General features: G+C 41.1%; 14 protein-coding genes. 11 read left to right on the top strand and 3 right to left on the bottom strand.

The window, feature by feature from the left end:
• Positions 1-208: 208 nt before the first annotated feature.
• A complete protein-coding gene (locus HMPREF9455_RS18545; protein WP_006801287.1) occupies positions 209-2,071 on the bottom strand; it encodes an alpha-L-fucosidase in 1,863 nt (620 codons plus the stop codon).
• Between the two features lie 1,208 nt (positions 2,072-3,279).
• Here HMPREF9455_RS18545 and HMPREF9455_RS18540 point away from each other — a divergent pair.
• From HMPREF9455_RS18540 to HMPREF9455_RS18490, 11 genes are all read left to right on the top strand, one after another.
• The gene (locus tag HMPREF9455_RS18540) at positions 3,280-4,359 is read left to right on the top strand and encodes a LacI family DNA-binding transcriptional regulator (protein WP_044216753.1); all 1,080 of its coding nucleotides are present in this window, start codon (positions 3,280-3,282) and stop codon (positions 4,357-4,359) included.
• Between the two features lie 107 nt (positions 4,360-4,466).
• A complete protein-coding gene (locus HMPREF9455_RS18535) occupies positions 4,467-5,282 on the top strand; it encodes an SDR family oxidoreductase (RefSeq protein ID WP_006801285.1) in 816 nt (271 codons plus the stop codon).
• Positions 5,283-5,371: 89 nt separating this feature from the next.
• Positions 5,372-6,547 carry a mannonate dehydratase gene (gene uxuA, locus HMPREF9455_RS18530; RefSeq protein ID WP_006801284.1) on the top strand — a complete coding sequence of 392 codons (1,176 nt, stop codon included), beginning with the start codon at positions 5,372-5,374 and terminating at the stop codon, positions 6,545-6,547.
• An 89-nt stretch (positions 6,548-6,636) separates the two neighbouring features.
• Complete coding sequence (gene uxaC / locus HMPREF9455_RS18525; RefSeq protein WP_006801283.1) at positions 6,637-8,043, top strand: glucuronate isomerase; 1,407 nt, start codon at positions 6,637-6,639, stop codon at positions 8,041-8,043.
• Between the two features lie 34 nt (positions 8,044-8,077).
• The gene (kduI, locus tag HMPREF9455_RS18520) at positions 8,078-8,920 is read left to right on the top strand and encodes a 5-dehydro-4-deoxy-D-glucuronate isomerase (RefSeq protein ID WP_006801282.1); all 843 of its coding nucleotides are present in this window, start codon (positions 8,078-8,080) and stop codon (positions 8,918-8,920) included.
• A gap of 27 nt (positions 8,921-8,947) precedes the next feature.
• Positions 8,948-10,099: a DUF4861 domain-containing protein gene (locus HMPREF9455_RS18515; RefSeq protein WP_006801281.1), complete on the top strand. Its 1,152-nt coding sequence runs from the start codon at positions 8,948-8,950 to the stop codon at positions 10,097-10,099.
• Between the two features lie 19 nt (positions 10,100-10,118).
• On the top strand, positions 10,119-11,156 hold the full coding sequence (locus HMPREF9455_RS18510; protein WP_006801280.1) for a sugar kinase: 1,038 nt from the start codon (positions 10,119-10,121) through the stop codon (positions 11,154-11,156).
• 104 nt (positions 11,157-11,260) lie between these two features.
• Positions 11,261-12,055, top strand: coding sequence for a gluconate 5-dehydrogenase (locus HMPREF9455_RS18505; RefSeq protein WP_006801279.1), 795 nt, complete (start codon positions 11,261-11,263; stop codon positions 12,053-12,055).
• A 75-nt stretch (positions 12,056-12,130) separates the two neighbouring features.
• On the top strand, positions 12,131-12,520 hold the full coding sequence (locus HMPREF9455_RS18500; RefSeq protein ID WP_006801278.1) for a four helix bundle protein: 390 nt from the start codon (positions 12,131-12,133) through the stop codon (positions 12,518-12,520).
• Positions 12,521-12,565: 45 nt separating this feature from the next.
• Positions 12,566-13,231 (top strand): bifunctional 4-hydroxy-2-oxoglutarate aldolase/2-dehydro-3-deoxy-phosphogluconate aldolase, encoded by a 666-nt coding sequence (locus HMPREF9455_RS18495; protein WP_006801277.1) that lies wholly within the window; start codon positions 12,566-12,568, stop codon positions 13,229-13,231.
• Positions 13,232-13,252: 21 nt separating this feature from the next.
• Positions 13,253-14,683: an MFS transporter gene (locus HMPREF9455_RS18490; RefSeq protein WP_006801276.1), complete on the top strand. Its 1,431-nt coding sequence runs from the start codon at positions 13,253-13,255 to the stop codon at positions 14,681-14,683.
• Positions 14,684-14,775: 92 nt separating this feature from the next.
• Here HMPREF9455_RS18490 and xylE read toward each other — a convergent pair whose 3' ends face one another.
• Together xylE and xylA are read right to left on the bottom strand one after the other, a co-directional pair.
• Positions 14,776-16,332, bottom strand: a complete 1,557-nt coding sequence (gene xylE / locus HMPREF9455_RS18485; protein WP_006801275.1) for a D-xylose transporter XylE — start codon at positions 16,330-16,332, stop codon at positions 14,776-14,778.
• An 86-nt stretch (positions 16,333-16,418) separates the two neighbouring features.
• Positions 16,419-17,747, bottom strand: a complete 1,329-nt coding sequence (gene xylA, locus HMPREF9455_RS18480; protein WP_006801274.1) for a xylose isomerase — start codon at positions 17,745-17,747, stop codon at positions 16,419-16,421.
• Positions 17,748-17,762 lie beyond the last annotated feature (15 nt).

Here is a 17,762-nt window from a genome sequence, read left to right as displayed (position 1 = left end):
TGTATAGCATATTCTTTTTTAGACCAATCATTCCTCGGCATTACCTTGCTTTTTATTATCTGTTATTCTCATTTTATTAAGCTTATTTGTTTGTTGAAGGAACAATCCGGCTCTTGGATTCTTATAAGCCGGATTGTTTCCTATAACATATAATATTTGCTCTACTGTACAGCATAAAATTACACTCTGAATTTTTTTTAACTCCAAACTAGAGGATAATATCAATTGTACAGTAAGTATATTCATTGTCATTACTTTCAGTTAATACTATAGGTTCTATTTTTATAAATTTTGCGCGAACAGCTGTTGGAAACGAAACTTCCTGCGTCATCGGATTGTTCTTAATATTATTAAATATACCGTTGGAAATAACAGTTTTCCATTCCATCCCGTTAAAACTATAGTAACAATTATACCTTTGAATTGTACCTTTTTCTCCGGATATATCCGGAGTAAACTTAAATCCTCGGATTAAGCTCTCTCTATCCATTTCGATAATAGTGGGCTTTTCCTTCTTTTCTGTATAAAGAATTGTCCCGTCTTTTTTCTTTGTAGTAATGTTGTCCTTCGATGGCTTGATGACAGATTTTACATCTTTTCTATTAATTTGTCTTTCTCCTTCGGTTATAGATGAGACGATTTCAGGAGCGTTATACACCTCAAGATTATTAAGTAATGGTTCGGCCAGAGATTTGGTAATGCCGATCTTTATCTTTGAAGACGAAACCTGAGGTGTGCATAAGATTCTTTTATATCCTATTGTTGTGGCACTGGCTAAATCACTCCATATTTGCTCTTTATCGTTCCAGTATTTTACGTCAAATTCAGCTATTCTTTGCCCGAGGACAATATGTTCTTGCAATAATATTCTATTAAACATAACTGTTTTTCCGAAGTCAACTTCTATCGAGGCTGTTTTTATACCATCATCAGTAGCCCAATATGTACTTTTGTCTCCATCGAACAGGTTTGAAGCTGAATACTTATCTGAATTTCCACGGGTATTACTTACTGTGGCTTTCACGTCTTTAGCAAGATTTGTTTGAAGAGCCTTCTCCCGTGCTTCTTTAAATTCCATGAGGCGAATCGAATCGTTTGGATGTATTTGCCCTCTTCTGTCAGGTGGAACATTAAGGAGCAGGTTGCCGTTTCTTCCTACCGATGAGTAATATATATCCATCAGGTGAGATACAGATTTTACCTTGTCGTCTGTAGCCGGGCTGTAGAACCATCCGGGGCGGATAGATACATCTACTTCGGCTGGGATCCATTCTTTACCATCAGGTAATCCTTCGTTCAGTGTTTTTATATCCGGAGCATTTGCTCCGGGAGTGTATCCCTCTGCATTTATCATCGACCAGTTTGTTTCACCGGCATATCCTCTTTCATTTCCTACCCAGCGGCATCCGGGGCCCACATCACTGAATATTATGGCATGCGGATGCTTTTCGAAAACTGTCTTGTGGAACAAGTCCCAATCATATACCTGTCTGGATGTTCCATCATTTGCTCCATCAAACCATTGTTCGAATATATCACCATAATTGGAATGTACTTCGTTGAGGGTATTTGCAAATATCTGGTTGTACTCAGGTGTATTGTAAGCCGGATGGTTCTGATCCCATGGAGAAAGATAAACACCTAAAAGTAATCCGTATTTTTCGCACGATTCGGCCAAATCCTTTAATATGTCTCCTTTTCCGTCTTTCCATTTGCTTTCACGCACAGTATGCGTACTGTATTCGCTTGGCCACAAGCAAAAACCGTCATGGTGTTTGGCTGTTATTATGATTGCCTTCATTCCTGCCGCTTTAGCTGTAGCAGCCCATTGGTCTGTATTTAGGTCGGTAGGATTAAATATTTTAGGATCTTCTTTCCCATCTCCCCATTCTACATCAGTAAAGGTATTAGGTCCCAAGTGGATAAACATATAATATTCCAGCTCTTGCCATTTTATCTGTTGTTCGGTAGGTAATGCCCCATAAGCCGTTGGTTCTTTCACTTCGGTTTTGCACGAAGATAAAGTAATCAATACAAGCATGATACTTATTAATCCGGTCTTCTTTTTCATTTTCTGTGTGTCTTTAATGGTTATGAATTAAGTTTATAATAATATCGTTTTTTTAAGGGTGTTTAAATTAAGAACTTTGTGCCTTATATTTCCCCTAAAATAGTAAAAGGTAACACTTTTCACAGTAAGCAGAAAATAACTTACATCTCCTTTACTTGTAGCAGCACTTAAACAAAGGTAACATTTTAAGTGAACAGTTAGCTGTCATCTGGTAATAGTATTCTTTCCCGTGGATGCCAAGGCCTAAAAAAGTAACAAAAGTAACAGATATTTCAGCTTTTAGCTGATAGCTATTAGCCGTTAGCTTTGGCTATCGCATAAGTGGCTTTACAGCGAACAGTCATCAGTTAACAACTTGTATCTCGTGTCTTGCCTACTCGTATCTCATATAACTTTCAACTTAGTACTTAAAACTTACTACTTGTTAAAAAGTAACAAAGGTAACACTTGTTTCGGTGAACAGTTTGCAGTCATCAGTTAACAATGTTGCGCTTGGTTATACTGAAGTGAATTTCATAGCTCATTACCTTATTTGCATTTATTAACTATATTTCGTTAAAACCTGACGCATCTGACAGTTTTTCACTATTTTTATCTTATCGTTTTTACATTCGTTAACCATAAGTAGTTAAAAGATAACATAGGTAACACGGAAAACAATTAATAATTAAGAATGAAAAATTAAGAAACAACGGTCAACGGAGCTAATTAGCTTTTTACTTTCTCTGTTGCTTCCTTTTTGGGAGGTTGGAGGGGCCATCAATATTTCAAAGAATTACAAGCTATCAGCTAACGGCTAAAAGCTTATACATATAGATAAAGTAATATAAAGAAAGTAGCACTCTTTTTTACGTGTTATTTGATTGAATTTGGTCAGGTTTTTCTTGAGCTTTATATCGCCATGATAGTGTATATACTTACTTTTATCCCTTTTGCGGGAGGTAAATCTCTTCGGGACGCGATATTTTGGCACACAATATAACAAAAAGTAAAATTAAGAAGCATACTGCTGTATTATTAGATATGCGGACGTTAAAATATGCCCTACAACATATTCATCTTTTAGTAAAGATTGTAATATATTAAATATTAGTGTTTTAAAATATTTTCTCAAAAATATGTGTGCGCACACGCATTGTGTAGTTAATAAAAATAATTACTTTTGTAGAAATGTGTGTGCGCACACAATTAAATTTTTTCTGCAAAAAATGAAAAAAGATAATAGTAATATACGAATTGTAGATATAGCTAAACTTGCAGGTGTCTCAACAGGAACTGTAGACCGTGTTCTGCATAATAGGGGACGAGTGTCGGAAGAAAAACGTATCAAGGTAGAAGCTATTCTGAAAGAAATCAATTACGAGCCTAATCTGGTAGCACGTTTCCTTGCGTCGAAACGCAGTTATAAGTTCGCCGTTATCGCGCCCACCTATTCGGAAGGCGATTATTGGGAGCTTGTTTGTGACGGTATAAATCGTGCAGGAGATGAGATGAGGAAATTCAATATAAGTGTCGAATATTTCCATTTCAACCAGTACGACCGTTTTTCTTTTCTCAAAGCAGCGGACAAGTTTAAAGAAAAAGATTTTGATGGCGTACTGCTGGCCACCCTTTTCGGTGAACTGGTTGTAAACCTGTCTAAAGAACTCGACGAAAAAGACATTCCATATATATACATTGATTCGGACATTCAAAAACAAAAAGACCTCGCATACTTTGGCGGTGATTCCTTAGGTAGTGGAAATATAGCAGCAAAACTGCTCCTGAAGGAAATTGGTCTCGATGCCGATATTTTCATCGCGCATGTGCGATTCAAGTATAAAGAGATATCTGTACAAATGAAGACTCGTGAACAAGGTTTTATGAAATGCCTTTCCCAATCTGATTATAAAGGTAAAATACATCATGTGGAAATAGATCCGGACAACCATCCTGCCGGACTGGAAAAACTCGAGGATATCCTTTCTCAAAGCGATACTCTGGTAGGCGGCATAGTATTAAACTCGCGGATATACGAACTAATCGCCCTGCTGGAAAAAGCTAAACCGGCTTTACGCGAAAGAGTCCGGTTGGTGGGGCATGATGCTATAGAACGTAATATAAGGGCGCTCAAAAGCGGACAGATTTCATTCATACTTTCTCAACGCCCCGAATTGCAGGGATATGACGCTATCAAGGCACTGGCAAATTATTTTCTGTTTAAACAAGAACCGGAGAAAACCAACTTTATGCCTATAGACATACTCATAAAGGAAAATGTAGATTATTATAACAACTATAAATTATAGGAATCTAAATGTAACGTGAAAAACTAAAAATTAAAAATAACAATAAGTAATGGGTAAACTTGAAGCCTGAAAACTTGTAATCCATAACTTGTAACTCGTAACTAAAAATGAAAAACAGCTTGTTCAACATCGACGGAAAAGTAGTCCTCATCACAGGAGGATATGGTATTTTAGGTTCGCAAATGGCAGAATATCTGGCATCGGAAGGAGCTAAAGTAGTTATACTCGGACGTTCGAAAGAAAAAGGTGAGGCCTTGGCCGCTAAGATTAAAGCCAAAGGAGACGAAGCAATGTTTCTTGTATCAGATGCCATGAACGAAGAAAATCTGGTACAAAACAGGGAGGAGATACTTAAAGCATATGGAAAGATCGATGTACTTATAAATGCTGCCGGAGGAAACATGCCGGGAGCAACTATCCCGCCGGACAAAACAATATTCGATGTCAAGGTAGATGCATTCAAAGACGTAATCGATCTTAACCTCTTCGGTACGGTTATCCCTACCCTTGTATTTGCAAAAGCAATGGTAGACAATGGGAAAGGGAATATAATAAATATAGCATCCATGTCATCTTTCCGCCCGCTGACCCGTGTTATGGGTTACGGTGTGGCAAAATCGGCTGTGGCCAATTTTACAGAATACATGGCAGGGGAATTGTCTACGAAATTCGGTGAAGGCTTCCGTGTAAACGCTTTGGCCCCGGGTTTCTTTATCACAGAGCAAAACAGGAACCTGATGCTCAATCCCGATGGTTCGTATACCGACCGTGCAAAATCGGTTATCGCACACACACCATTCCGCCGCTTTGGTGAATCGGAAGAACTTCTGGGGGCTATACATTATCTGGTAAGCGATGCTTCCAGTTTTGTAAACGGCTCTATACTTGTAGTAGACGGGGGATTCAATACATTCTCAATTTAATTAGCAAATTAGCATATTCGGAAATTTAATAATTATTTCTATAAGAATTTGCTAATCTGCATATTTACTAATTTACTAATTGTTTATATATGATATTAAGCGAACAAACATGGCGCTGGTACGGGCCAAACGACCCTGTCTCATTAGCAGATATAAGACAAGCCGGAGCAACCGGAATAGTCACAGCCCTGCACCACATCAAAAATGGTGAAGTGTGGACTGTAGAAGAAATACAAAAGCGCAAAGACATTATTGAAAAGGCCGGGCTGACCTGGTCTGTGGTAGAAAGTATTCCTGTACACGAACATATCAAGACACAGGAAGGAAACTACAAAGAATATATCAATAATTACAAGGAAAGTATCCGTAATCTGGCAAAGTGCGGAGTGAAGATCATCACATACAACTTTATGCCGGTACTGGACTGGACACGTACCGATTTGGCTTATACCATGCCCGACGGGTCTAAGGCCCTGCGTTTCGAGCGTGCTGCGTTTATGGCCTTCGAATTATTCCTCCTTAAACGTCCGGGCGCGGAAAAAGAGTATTCAGCCGGAGATATCGCTAAAGCGAAAGCTCGCTACGAAAGCATGTCTCAGGAAGAAAAAGACCTTTTGGTACGCAATATGATAGCCGGACTGCCCGGCGCGGAAGAGAGTTTTACACTTCAGGAATTTCAGGCTCAACTCGACAGATATAACGGTATAGATGCAGAGACTTTAAGGAAAAACCTGATATACTTTGTTAGTCAGATTGCACCCGTAGCCGATGAAGTGGATGCAGTTTTGGCCATTCATCCTGACGACCCTCCCTACCCTATCCTTGGTCTTCCGCGCATCTTGAGTACAGAATCGGATTTCAATAAACTGGTAGAGGCCGTACCTAACAAATCGAACGGGCTATGCTTCTGCACAGGTTCATTCGGTGTAAGAGCCGATAATGACCTGCCGAATATGATAAAACGTCTTGGCGACAGAATAAACTTTGTTCATCTGCGCTCTACCCAACGCGACAGGGAAGGCAATTTCTACGAAGCAAACCATCTGGAAGGCGATGTGGATATGTACAGTGTAATGAAAGGATTTCTGGAAGTACAGCAAAAACGTAATATTTCCATTCCTTTCCGTCCCGACCACGGACACCAGATGATCGATGACCTGAACAAAAAAACAAATCCGGGTTACTCATGCATCGGCCGTCTAAGAGGGTTAGCCGAACTCAGGGGATTGGAACTAGGTATAGCAAAAACATTATATATAATATAGCTGATAGCTGTCAGCTATTAGCCGTTAGCAGACCAGATTTCTGATTAACAGCTAATAGCTAAATGCTAAAAGCTAAAAGCTTTTTCATCATGAAACAATTTTTAGACGATAACTTCGTATTACAAAACGAAACGGCAGAATATCTGTATCATCAGCATGCAAAACATCTGCCTATTATAGACTATCATTGCCATCTCGACCCGAAACTGGTTGCGGAAGATTATCAGTTCGACAATCTGGGTGAAATATGGCTGGGTGGCGACCACTACAAATGGCGCGCAATGCGTACTAACGGTGTGGATGAACGCTACTGCACAGGAAAAGATACCACCGATTGGGAAAAATTTGAGAAATGGGCAGAAACCGTGCCTTATACGATGCGTAACCCGCTCTATCACTGGACACACCTGGAACTGAAAACGGCATTCGGAGTAACAAAAATATTAAAACCCGAAACAGCTAAAGAAATTTTTGACGAATGTACTGCCAAACTGCGCACTCCGCAATTCTCGGCTCGCGGGCTGATGAAGCACTACAATGTGGAAGCTGTTTGTACGACAGACGATCCTGTAGATTCTCTGGAATATCATCTGGCTCTAAAGAATGAGGGATTCTCTATCAAGGTGCTTCCTACATGGCGTCCCGATAAGGCTATGGCGGTTGAGATACCCGATGCATTCAGGGGATATGTGGAAAAACTATCGGAAGTATCGGGCGTAGCTATCAGCAATTTCAGCGACCTGATCACCGCACTGCGCAAACGTCACGACTTCTTCGCCAGTGTCGGCTGTAAACTATCAGACCACGGTATCGAAGAATTCTATGCAGAAGATTATACACAGGTGGAAATAGATGCTATTTTCAATAAAGTGTATGGAGGGAAAGAGCTTACACACGAAGAAATCATCAAATTCAAATCGGCTATGCTTGTCGAAGGGGCTATCATGGACTGGGAGAAAGGCTGGACACAGCAGTTTCACTATGGCGCTATCCGCAACAATAATACCCGTCTGTTTAAAAAATTAGGCCCGGATACAGGTTTTGATTCTATCGGAGACTTCACAATAGCAAAAGCCATGTCGAAATTCCTCAACAGATTGGATACAGACAATAAACTGGCTAAAACGATTATTTACAACCTGAATCCTCGCGACAATGATCTGATTGCTACCATGATAGGAAACTTTCAGGATGGTTCGGTTGCCGGAAAGATACAGTTCGGTTCGGGATGGTGGTTCCTCGACCAGAAAACAGGGATGGAAGCGCAGATGAACTCATTGTCAAATTTAGGCTTGTTAAGCCGTTTTGTAGGTATGCTGACCGACTCGCGCAGCTTCCTGTCATATCCGCGTCACGAATATTTCCGCCGCATCTTGTGTAACCTGATAGGTTCAGATGTAGAACAAGGTTTACTGCCTTCATCGGAATTAGATTTCTTGGGTAAGCTGGTTGAAAATGTATCATATTATAATGCGAAGGAATTTTTTAAATTTTAAAATAAATCAATAACCAAACATAAAGGATAAAGAAATGAAAACAGTAATTGAAGAACGTTGGGGAACACATCCCGACGACGTAAAACGTTACGACACCGCGCAATTGCGTAAAGAGTTTCTGGTAGAAAAATTATTTGAAGCTGACAGTGTATTAATGACTTATACACACAACGACCGTCTGATCATCGGCGGAGCCCTACCTGTAAAAGAGGCTCTGAAACTGGAAACAGTAGACCTTATCCGTTCGGAATACTTTTGTGAACGCCGCGAACTGGGTATCATCTGTATCGAAGGTGAAGGCGTGGTTACAGTAGATGGAAAAGATTATAGTATGGGATTCAAGGATGCAGTATATGTAGGCCGTGGCTCTAAAGAAGTTATCTTCAAAAGTAATGATGCTGCAAAACCTGCAAAATATTACTTCGCTTCCTCTCCGGCACATAAAGAATATCCTACTGCTCAGATCACATCGGCTATGCGCCGTACACGAGATCTCGGTGTGCCTGCCACATCTAACGAACGCTTGCTGAACCAAATCATATTGAGCGAAATTGTTCCTTGCTGTCAGTTGCAGATGGGTATGACCGAAATCAAAGAAGGAAGCGTATGGAACACAATGCCTCCTCATACACACTCGCGCCGTATGGAAGCATATTTCTATTTCAAAGTACCTGCACAGCAGGCTGTATGCCACTTTATGGGACAGCCTCAGGAAACACGCCATATCTTTATGGGTGATGAACAAGCTGTTATTTCCCCGTCATGGTCTATCCATTCGGCTGCGGGAACAAGCAACTATACGTTTATCTGGGCTATGTGTGGCGAAAACCTCGATTATGATGATATGGACACTTTCACTGCTGATAAACTGCGTTAAGCCATATACCATCAAAAAATAAATAATATGAAAAAAATATTTAGTTTCTTTCTTTCTGTTATATTCCTCTTCTCTTGCTCTTCAAACAAGGAAATGAATATAACAGTAGAAAATACAAGCGACTTTGACCGTGTAGCCGATATGGTAGAAATACCATTAGACAGCATCAAAGCGATAGTAACATTGACCGATAGTGCTGTTTATGTCGTAAAAAACAGTGCCGGGGAAATTATCCCGTCTCAGGTAACATACGATAGGAAACTTATTTTCCAGCCGGAACTGAAAGCAAAAGAATCAAAAGCTTTTGTTATCACAACAGATACTACCCAAACTTATGTAGCAAAAACATATGGCCGCTTTATCACCGAACGCAAAGACGACTTTGCATGGGAAAACGACCGTGTGGCATTCCGTATCTACGGTCCTGCACTGATAGAATCAGACGGCCCTAGCAACGGTATCGATGCATGGTATAAGCGTACAAACAACCTGATTGTCGACAAATGGTATAAAGCCGACCTTGCCGGAGAAGCATCGTATCACGAAGATCATGGTGAAGGGCAGGATGACTACAAAGTAGGGCGAACACTGGGTGCAGGAGCAATGGCTCCGTATGTGAATGACAAATTGTGGTTGAACGAAAACTTCGCTTCACAAGAGCTATTGGACAATGGTCCTCTTCGTACAACCTTTAAACTGACATACAAAAATCTGGATGTAGATGGAAAGTCCGTAGCTGAAAACCGTACTATCTCAATCGATGCAGGTTCACAATTGTCTAAGATTGTGCAGGCTTATACTATAAAAGAGCCTATGCAGGTGGCAGCCGGAATAGTAAAGAGAGAGAAAAACGACTCTATTATCTCTTCGGATAAATATGTCGTGTATGCCGAACCAAAGAGCGACATGGTAGACAATGTATATCTGGCGATGGTTTTTCCTCAGGGAATAGATAAGTCAATTGTAGACACATACACCGTTGACAATCCTAAAACAAAGAAAAAAGACACATATTCACATGTACTGGCGATAACTACCCAGCAACCGAATATCCCGGTAACTTATTACAGTGGCTACGGATGGTCTAAGTTCGGGTTTGCGACAGTTGCCGATTTCGAAAACTATGTGAAAGAATTTTCAGAAGGGTTGAATAATCCGCTAGTTGTAACATATAAATAGATTAATGTCAAAACACACTATGAAGAAAGTAGTAACATTCGGGGAAATCATGTTGCGTCTTGCAACTCCCGGATACCAGAGATTTATACAATCTAATAATTTGAACGCCACATTCGGTGGAGGTGAGGCTAATGTTGCCGTATCATTGTCTAATTACGGGATTCCTACCGATTTTGTAACCCGTCTGCCTAAAAACGACATCGCGGAATGGTGTATTTCCGACCTTCGTAAATACAATGTTGGTGTAAATAATATCATCCGCGGCGGTGACCGTGTCGGTATCTATTTCCTCGAAACGGGAGCCGTAGCACGTGCATCGAAAGTAGTTTATGACAGAGCCAATTCTGCTATTGCCGACATCAAACCGGGAATGGTAGACTGGAAAGAAGTATTCAAAGATGCACAATGGTTCCACTGGACAGGTATCACTCCGGCTATATCGCAGGGTGCGGCAGACGCATGCCTGGAAGCTATCAAGGTAGCGAACGAAATGGGAGTAACTGTTTCCACAGACCTCAACTATCGGAAAAATCTGTGGAAGTACGGCAAATCCGTATCGGAAGTTATGCCTGCCCTTGTAGAAGGCTGTGATGTGATTTTGGGTAACGAAGAGGATGCTGAAAAAGTATTCGGTATCAAACCGGAAGGCTTCGATGTGGCTCATACAGGCGGAGAAGTGGATGCTGCCGAGTTTGAGTCGGTATGTACACAAATGATGAAACGCTTCCCTCGCGCAAAGAAAGTGATTATCACACTTCGCGGTTCTATCAATGCAAATCATAATACATGGGGAGGATGCCTGTATTCAGATAAGCTATATCAATCGAAACGTTACGATATCACACATATAGTAGACCGTGTGGGTGGTGGCGACTCATTTATGGGCGGGCTTATCTACGGGCTTATCTCTTATCCGAATGACGATCAGAAAGCACTGGAATTTGCAGTAGCTGCTTCTTGTCTGAAACATACTGTATATGGAGATTTCAACCTCGTTACTGTTCCGGAAGTAGAGAACCTGATGACGGGTGACGGTTCGGGAAGGGTATCGAGATAATACCAATTAGCAAATTTGAAAATTAGCAGATTCGGAAATTGATTAATCAACTCATTTTTCATTTGCTAATTTTCTAATCATCGAATTTTCAAATTAATAAAAATATGCAAAATCAATTCTCATTAAACGGAAAAATAGCTTTAGTTACCGGAGCATCTTACGGTATCGGCTTTGCTATTGCTTCTGCATTGGCAAAGGCAGGCGCAACTATCGTTTTCAATGACCTGAAACAAGAATTTGTTGATAAAGGTCTGGCTTCATACAAAGAAGCAGGAATCAATGCCAAAGGTTATGTGTGTGATGTAACTAGCGAAGATCAGGTAAATGCAATGGTTGCACAGATAGAAAAAGAAGTGGGTGTTATCGATATCCTCGTAAATAATGCGGGTATCATCAAACGTATCCCGATGATAGAAATGAGCGCTGCCGAATTCCGTCAGGTAATAGATGTGGATCTCAATGCTCCGTTTATCGTTGCAAAAGCTGTTATACCGGGCATGATCAAAAAAGGTCATGGCAAGATTATCAATATATGCTCTATGATGAGCGAACTTGGTCGCGAAACGGTATCGGCTTACGCTGCTGCCAAAGGCGGACTGAAGATGCTTACACGCAATATCGCATCCGAATACGGAGAATATAACATTCAGTGCAATGGTATCGGACCGGGTTATATCGCAACACCTCAGACTGCTCCTCTACGTGAGAAACAGGCTGACGGTTCACGCCATCCGTTCGATTCATTTATCATAGCTAAAACTCCTGCTGCACGCTGGGGAACACCTCAAGACCTGGAAGGCCCGGCTGTATTCCTTGCATCACATGCTTCGGACTTCGTAAACGGACATGTATTGTATGTGGACGGAGGTATATTGGCTTATATTGGCAAGCAACCGTAAAAAACGAAAAGTGAAAAGTGAAAAACTAAAAATATGTATCAATAGTTTTTTGCTTTTCACTTCAATTTTTTAAAGATGGATAATAACGAAAATATAATAAGAAAAGAAAAATCGATACTTGTAGTAAAAAGTTATGCTTTTGCTGTCAGGATAGTCAATCTTGTTCAGTTTTTACGAAAAGAAAAATCTGAGTATGTATTATCAAAACAGGTTTTGCGTAGTGGTACAGCAATCGGAGCTTTAATAAGAGAAGCTGAATTTGCACAAAGCAAATCTGACTTTGTGCATAAATTAAGTATTGCTCTTAAAGAAGCGAATGAAACTGACTATTGGATTTGTCTTTTAAAGGATACTAATTATATATCAGTATCTGAATACGAAAGTTTAGCTTCTGATTGTTCCGAACTGATTTATATTTTGATATCATCTATTAAAACTGTAAAAAATAAATTAAGTGAGAAATGAGGATTTCTTCCATTTTTCACTTTTCACTTTTAATTTTTCACTTATATGCGTTTCTCTAGAATAAAAGCCTGCCAGGTAATGGCAGAGACCGGGATGGTACCGGTATTTTACCATAGCGACCTCGAAACATCCAAGCAAGTACTGAAAGCTTGTTATGAAGGTGGAGTACGGGCTTTCGAGTTCACTAACCGTGGAGATTTTGCACACGAGATATTCGGCGAATTAAATAAATGGGCAGCAAAAGAATGTCCGGAAATGATACTCGGTATCGGCTCAATTGTTGACGCAGGTACCGCTTCTTTGTTTTTACAGCTTGGGGCAAACTTTGTGGTAGGCCCGTTGCTCAATCCGGATATTTTTAAAGTATGTAATCGCCGTCAGGTAGCCTATATACCGGGCTGTGGCTCTGTTTCGGAGGTAGGTTATGCTCAGGAACTGGGAGCAGAGGTTGTAAAAGTATTTCCGGGCGATGTTGTAGGACCGGGTTTTGTAAAGGGATTGAAAGCGCCTATGCCATGGTCTAACGTCATGGTTACCGGAGGTGTTACGCCTACGGAAGAAAATCTGACCAAATGGTTCAGTGCAGGCGTTACTGCCGTAGGTATGGGCTCTAACCTATTCCCTAAAGATGTAATTGCAGCAAAGGATTGGGGTAAAATAACGGAAATGTGTAAAGAAGCGCTGGCTATAATAGCTAAAATCAGGAAATAATATAACTCTTAAAACGATTCCATGAATAAACAAAAAATGACAAATTACAGGTGGACGATCTGTGCAATGCTTTTCTTCGCCACGACGGTTAACTACCTCGACAGGCAGGTATTGTCGCTCACCTGGGATGAATTTATTAAACCGGAGTTCCATTGGGATGAATCTCATTATGGTACTATCACAGCAGTATTCTCCATCGTATACGCTGCCTGTATGCTGTTTGCAGGGCGTTTCGTTGACTGGATGGGCAGTAAAAAAGGATTCCTTTGGGCTATCGGGATATGGTCGGTAGGGGCTTGTCTTCATGCTGTCTGCGGCGTATTTACCGAAGCCTATGTAGGAATGCACAGTGCCGCTGAACTGGCTGCTGCAACAGGAGATGTAGCAGTTGTGATCGCTACCATCAGTATGTATGCTTTCCTCTTTGCCCGTTGTGTACTGGCATTAGGCGAAGCAGGAAACTTTCCGGCTGCAATCAAGGTTACAGCAGAATATTTCCCTAAGAAAGACCGGGCTTATGCCACTTCAATATTTAATGCCGGAGCCTCAATAGGAGCCTTAATTGCACCTTTGAGTATACCTGTATTAGCTAAATTCTGGGGATGGGAAATGGCCTTTATTGTTATTGGTGCCCTCGGTTTTGTATGGATGGGATTTTGGGTATTCCTATATGATGCTCCGGCGAAAAGCAAGCATGTGAATAGTGCGGAACTTGAATATATAGAACAAGACAAGCATGAAGATGGGACTATGGATAGCGGAAAAGAGACTGAAGAAAAAAAGATTCCTTTCTGGAAATGTTTTTCTTATAAACAGACATGGTCTTTCGCTATTGGTAAATTTATGACCGATGGTGTGTGGTGGTTCTTCCTCTTCTGGACTCCATCTTACCTGAACACACAATTTGGTATCAAAACTTCGGAAGGACTCGGTATTGCATTAATTTTCACATTATATGCAATTACCATGTTATCCATTTTCGGTGGAAAATTGCCGACTATCATCATGAATAAAACGGGTATGAACCCGTATGCAGCACGTATGAGGGCGATGTTAATATTCGCATTCTTTCCGCTGGTAGTCTTATTCGCGCAACCGTTAGGTACAATTTCTCCTTGGCTGCCTGTGATAATGATTGGTATCGGAGGCGCTGCGCATCAGTCTTGGTCGGCCAACATCTTCTCTACGGTAGGCGATATGTTCCCTAAAGGAGCGATTGCATCTATTACAGGTATTGGAGGCATGGCCGGAGGTATCGGTTCTATGATATTGCAGAAATCGGCAGGTAATTTGTTTGTATATGCAGATGAAACTCAAATGACATTTATGGGATTTGAAGGAAAACCGGCAGGTTACTTTATTATTTTCTGTGTTTGTGCTATTGCTTATCTTATAGGTTGGGTAATAATGAAATCATTGGTTCCTAAGTATAAGCCAATCGACAATATTTAACCGGGTACGATAATACATAAAAGAAAAAGCAGAAGAATACGTTTGGGTTTCTTCTGCTTTTTTATTGACTAAAAAGATTAAATCTTATATCCTTACTTCTTCCACAGTTTCTCCATATCCTCCAAAGTCTTCCCCTTGGTTTCAGGCAAACGCTTCCATACGAACAATGCTGCAAGGATAGCCAGTGCACCATAAACCCAGTATGAGAATCCGTGATTGAACATACCTACCAATGTATCGTTCTTGTCCATGATAGGGAATGTCCACGAAATGAGGAAATTCGATACCCATTGTGCAGCTACGGCAATAGACATCACACTGGAACGCACCGAGTTAGGAAATATTTCTGCCAGCATTACCCAGCAAACAGGCCCCCACGACATGGCGAATCCGGCTGTATAAGTAAGCATAAACACAAGTTTAAGTCCACCCGGAAGTCCCTGAGAGAAGGATGTTCCCAAGCCCAGCATAGATGCGGCCATCACTAAAGCGCCTGTGATCAGCAACGGCTTACGTCCGAATTTATCTACTGTCAGAATCGCCAGTACGGTAAAAGACAGATTGATAATACCGACAATGATGGTTTGTAACAACGCCGAGTCTGTACCCGAGCCCATGCTCTTGAATATTTCAGGAGCGTAATATAGAACCACATTGATACCTACAAACTGCTGGAATGCAGATAGTAAAACGCCTGTCATAATAATAAGGAAGCCGTATGACTTGATAGGGACGTATAGTGCTATAAGGAAACTCACAATCATCGATATCTCCAATGCGCTTGAAACGCTTGCAAGTGAAAGGGAAATGATACCCACAACGAACAATATCAGCCATGTCATCATAAACCTGTAATATGGTTTAAGAGATACTGTCTCTTCTTTATCGAAACTATGCTTAATGTCTTCTATTTCTGTTTTAGCCATTGCACTGCCAACCAGTTTTGTCAGAATACTTTCGGCTTGTTTTATTCGTCCTTTCATTACCAGCCATCTCGGAGTTTCCGGAGCTGCAAATAATAATACAAAGAAGATTACTGACGGAATTGCCAGCGAGGCAAACATATATCTCCAGCCTGTAGTATGTAACCACTCCGTATCGCCCTGTTTAGCAATGAAGTAGTTGACAAAATATACGACAAGCATACCAAAGATGATAGCAAACTGGTTAAGACCTACCAGACTACCACGTTTATCAGGTGGGGCAATCTCGGCGATGTACATAGGTGACACCATCGATGCTATACCTACACCTATTCCTCCAAGTATGCGATATGCTACAAAATGATATACAAACGAATGGTCACCATCGCTCGGCATATGATATCCGATTTCGGGCCATGCCGAACCGATAGCTGCCAATAAAAACAGGATAGCCGCAGCAAACAATGCTTTTCTGCGACCGAATGTCTGACTTACCCAGCCAGCCATTGCTGCACCGAAGATACATCCTATCAGTGCGCTGCTTATTACAAAACCCTCCATCGCATTTGCTTCGTTGAGAGGCAAGCCCATCGGGTCTATAAAAAAATGCCTCAACGACTCCACTGTACCCGATATAACTGCCGTATCGTATCCGAACAGCAGCCCTCCGAGGGTAGCAATGAGCGTGAGTTTTATGGTATATGATTTACTTACTTCGTTATTCATTGGTTCTTTGTTAGTTAACAAGTTGACAAGATACGAGATACAAGTCTCTTTTGTTTACTTGTATCTCGTTTACTTGTATCTGTATTTTAAATATACATGTTTACAATAGCTTCATAAAGTTCCTGCTTACCGCTTATTTGTTTCGGTTCGCCAACTTTGTGTGCAATTGTGCGTAAGTCTTCAAGAGTCAGTTTACCATCTTCGAATGCTTTACCATCTCCATTGTCGAAAGAAGCATAACGAGTCTGACGAAGTTTCTTATAGTCAGATTTTTCAAGGATATCAGCAGCGATCAATAGGCCACGGGCAAATACATCCATACCTGAAATGTGAGCGATGAACAAATCGTCTCTGTCTGTCGAATTACGACGGATCTTAGCATCGAAGTTTACACCGCCATTACCAAGACCTCCTGCCGGAAGCAATACCAACCAAGCCTGAGCCAGATCGTACAGGTCGATAGGGAACTGGTCTGTATCCCATCCATTCTGATAGTCGCCACGATTGGCATCGATACTACCCAGAAGCCCAGCATCAACAGCAGCCTGCAATTCGTGTTCGAATGTATGGCCTGCCAGTGTAGCATGGTTAACCTCGATATTTACTTTGAAATCTTTATCCAAACCATAGTTGCGAAGGAATCCGATAACAGTTTCAGTATCATAATCGTACTGATGTTTAGTAGGTTCCATCGGCTTAGGCTCAATCAGGAATGTACCTGTAAAGCCTTGTTTGCGAGCATAGTCACGAGACATTGACAGGAAGCGTGCAAGGTGATCTTTTTCACGTTTCATATCTGTATTCAACAAGCTCATATAACCTTCGCGACCGCCCCAGAACACATAGTTGGAGCCACCCAAAGCGATAGTAGCGTCGATTGCGTTCTTTACCTGAGTAGCTGCGCATGCAACAACATCAAAGTCAGGGTTTGTAGAAGCACCATTCATATAACGCTCGTGGCTGAATACATTAGCTGTACCCCACAGGAGCTTAATACCTGATGCTGCTTGCTTTTCTTTCGCAAAATCGACGATGGTTTGCAGATTCTTTTCATACTCAGTCCATGAATTGCCTGCATCTACCAGGTCTACATCGTGGAAGCAATAGTATGGTATTCCCATCTTAGTCATGAACTCGAAAGCTGCATCCATTTTATATTTGGCATTGCTGATAGCATCATTACCTATATTCCAAGGATGGTGGATAGTTGCTCCGCCGAACGGGTCGCCGCCATTAGCACACAATGTATGCCAATATGCCATAGCAAAGCGCATCCAGTCTTTCATGCTTTTACCCATTACCACTTTGTTTTCATCGTAGAAACGATAAGCTAACGGGTTTTTGCTTTCTTTTCCTTCAAATTTGATTTTTCCGATTCCCGGAAAAAATTCTTTTGTACCTTTTAAAATTTCCATAATTAAATTTGTTAT

Source organism: Dysgonomonas gadei ATCC BAA-286 (genome assembly GCF_000213555.1).
GTDB lineage: Bacteria > Bacteroidota > Bacteroidia > Bacteroidales > Dysgonomonadaceae > Dysgonomonas > Dysgonomonas gadei.
The sequence above is the reverse complement of the archived record's forward strand: the minus strand, read 5'-3'. Positions and strand labels throughout refer to the sequence as shown.